Source organism: Alcanivorax sp. HI0083, from assembly GCF_001635175.1.
In genome coordinates this window covers 1-1,280 of the sequence record NZ_LWFX01001506.1, presented here as the reverse complement: position 1 = coordinate 1,280, position 1,280 = coordinate 1, and the positions used below count along the sequence as shown (strand labels likewise).

Sequence of the window (1,280 nt, the reverse complement as noted above, 5' to 3'; positions counted from 1 at the left end):
TTACTGCGCGGCCATGGCCGCTCGCCGGAGCAAGCGTTGGGCAGGGGTCTATCAGGCTTATCTGGATCGAGGGCTGGCAACTACCCAAGCGTTAGTCATCCTGGCGCGCAAACTGGTTCGTATCGCCTTCGCGCTTATGAAAAATGGCACCGACTATCAGCCGGCCCCTGCCTCATGAAGACTGGGGTGGACAACATAGAATCTCCTACAACTGAGGTTTATAGCTTCTGAAAAGTTGGTACACCCCTTGCTGAGGTTGTTCTCACAAGGAGAGTGTTATGAACAATCACAAGCCGATCGCCATTATTCAAGCCGGTCATACCTACCCGCAGATCCGTGAGCATTACGGCGATTTCGATGACTGGATTGCCCAGGGACTGGGCCTGTCATTGCCGGTCATAAAGGTGGATGCCACCGATGCGCGCCCGCTGCCTGCTCCGACATCGTTGGCGGGGGTGGTGATTACCGGCTCCCATGCCATGGTGACCGAAGCGCAGCCGTGGATGCGGCAGCTGGCCCACTGGCTGTTTGCCACGCTACACAGCACCCCGCAGTTACCCGTGCTGGGGCTGTGTTTCGGCCACCAGTTGCTGGCCCAGGCTCTGGGCGGTGAGGTTGCGGATAATCCGCTGGGGATGGCGGTGGGCACGGTGCCGTTACGGCTTACGCCAGCGGGGCAGCAGGATCCGTTGTTAGGCGCCATGGTGGGTCATCCGTGGGCGCAAGTGGTGCATAAGCAGTCAGTACTTACTTCGCCGCCAGGCTGCACGGTGCTGGCCAGTAACGTGCATGATGTCTGCCAGGCCTTCCGTTATGGGGAGCGGGTGTGGGGGGTGCAGTTTCACCCGGAATTCAGTGCTGATGTGATGCGCGCCTACCTGCAGGCCCTGAGTGGCGACAGCCTGAGCCAGCAGCAGGTCGATACGCATCTGCAGGAAGTGCGTGAATGCCACGATGCCAGCGCTATCCTCGCGCGCTTCGCCCAGCTCACCCTGGCGCAGGTGGCGTAGCGGTAACTAAGGAACCTCTGAAAAACTCCTTGCATGCTCAGCGTGGCCTGAAGCGTGCAGCTGTTGCGTCTTGTCTTGATGGTCAGGGTGGTTCCCTTTCCGAGAGGCAAGGCGCAGCAGGTGTGCGCTTCAGGCCGCGCCCTTCGGGTCATCCAGTCTGGCCCGCACTCGTTGTTGCGCTTTTTCGATGGATGGACATATCTCGATCCCAGTTAGGGGACACCTTCAAAAGCGCGCCCTCTGTGCCCCGAATGGGGTATAGATTGCGAA

The 1,280-nt window shown here is 59.7% G+C and carries 1 protein-coding gene; it reads left to right on the top strand.

What is annotated here, in order from left to right:
- Positions 1–278 precede the first annotated feature (278 nt).
- On the top strand, positions 279–1,010 hold the full coding sequence (locus tag A3754_RS22765) for a glutamine amidotransferase (RefSeq protein WP_063521420.1): 732 nt from the start codon (positions 279–281) through the stop codon (positions 1,008–1,010).
- The last annotated feature ends 270 nt before the right edge of the window (positions 1,011–1,280 follow it).

Bases quoted from the DNA above. Each gene is read 5' to 3' on its own strand.
- A3754_RS22765 (WP_063521420.1), top strand. From the start codon at position 279: ATGAACAATCACAAGCCGATCGCCATTATTCAAGCCGGTCATACCTAC.